The 1,645-nt window shown below is 47.4% G+C and carries 2 protein-coding genes; both read right to left on the bottom strand.

Annotated elements, in window-relative coordinates; translation table 11 throughout:
* A partial coding sequence (gene pyk, locus WBV75_RS02945; RefSeq protein ID WP_424119166.1) for a pyruvate kinase occupies positions 1–1,024 on the bottom strand: 1,024 nt, incomplete at its 3' end.
* 5 nt (positions 1,025–1,029) lie between these two features.
* The gene (locus tag WBV75_RS02940; protein ID WP_424119165.1) at positions 1,030–1,491 is read right to left on the bottom strand and encodes an IPExxxVDY family protein; all 462 of its coding nucleotides are present in this window, start codon (positions 1,489–1,491) and stop codon (positions 1,030–1,032) included.
* Positions 1,492–1,645: the final 154 nt, after the last annotated feature.

The raw sequence follows: 1,645 nt of genomic DNA, 5'->3' as shown, positions 1-1,645 counted from the left end.
GGTCTGAACTCTCCACACTTTTGAGAATACTCGTCATTTTTTCAATGACCTGTATGGGGTAATTACCCACAGAGGTTTCCCCTGAAAGCATGACGGCGTCTGCACCGTCCATTACGGAATTGGCCACGTCGTTCACTTCGGCTCGTGTGGGTACCATACTGGTGATCATGGTTTCCATCATCTGGGTGGCGATAATCACCGGAATGCGTGCTTTCTTCGCCCTTAAAACCAATTTTTTCTGAATAAGCGGGACTTCCTGAGCAGGGACTTCCACCCCTAAATCCCCCCGGGCCACCATAAGTCCATCGCAATAGGCGACAATCTTGTCGATGTTCTTTACCGCCTCGGGCTTCTCAATCTTGGCGATAATGGGGATTTTATATTTGGAGTGTTTCTCAATGATTTGCTGCAGGTCGATAAGATCCTGACTGTGCCGGACAAAGGAAAGGGCCATCCAGTCTACCTCCTGCGAAATCGCAAACATGGCATCTTTTACATCCTTCTCCGTAAGCGCTGGCAGGGAAATATTCGTATTTGGCAGGTTGACCCCCTTCTTGGATTTAAGCGGGCCTCCCTGGATAACTTTCGCCCGAACTGCATTTTTGCGATTGGTCTCAACCACTTCAAACATGAGTTTTCCATCGTCCAGGAGTATGCGCTCCCCAGGATTGACATCCCTGGGAAACTCCTTGTAGTTCATATAGACCTCTTCTGCAGTACCCTCAAAAGGTTTTCCGGTTTTAAAAACTATCTCATCACCCGGCACCACAATGACTTCCCCGGACATAACCCCCACGCGCAGTTTTGGCCCCTGAAGGTCGGCTAGGATAGCCGTATAGACCTGGAGTTCCTCACTCAATTCACGGATCATTTTAACGCGCTTCTTCACGTCCTCGTAATCCGCATGGGAAAAATTAATTCGAAACACATCTACTCCTGCCTCCATCATCCCTTTAAGCACTTCCCGTTTACTGGTGGCCGGGCCAAGAGTGGCGACAATTTTAGTCTTCTTTTTATTGGGCATTTCCTCTAATAGATTAGATTGTATCTGGATTTTAGTTTCGCGGTTTCAAGCCTGTAGGCCGTACTCACTTTGGGGATGGATAAAAGACCAGGGAGCAGCTTTAGATTTTTTTCGTCTCCTTCGAGCTTCAGGAAGAAATCTACTTCCCGCTTCTCGGGTATTAAACTCCGTCGCTTTACTTCAGGTTCATCCTTAAACAACCCCACTGTCGACCCTCCGCTATACTCGGTTCCTGAATTCTTGAAGAGGGTCCATTCCCTGTAGGAGGTTTGATCTTTCCATTCAAAAACCACAAAAAAACCGTCCTTGTCGAGTTCAAGATCTTCTGTGGTCCGTCTCAAATGCAGCCCGAGGACGCTATTCAGCGCATAGGCCAGGGCATAGTCTTCCAAATTACTGTGAATGGCAAAGAGACTAAATACTGTTTCCTCCAGAAGGTCTTCCCACAATTCCTCCATTACTCCCATCGCAAAACACTTAAAGTAAAGATACACGTTCTACAGGAATCCACCTAGAACGGCCTGCTTTAAGGGCTTCCCGCACATGAGCGAAAACGTTGTAGGATAAGTTATCCCCCTATTTCTTTTTCCCCTGAAGAGCATAAAATGCCCTCTTCGAAGC

Source organism: Robiginitalea sp. (assembly GCF_049588695.1).
GTDB lineage: Bacteria > Bacteroidota > Bacteroidia > Flavobacteriales > Flavobacteriaceae > Robiginitalea.
The sequence above is the reverse complement of the archived record's forward strand: the minus strand, read 5'-3'. Positions and strand labels throughout refer to the sequence as shown.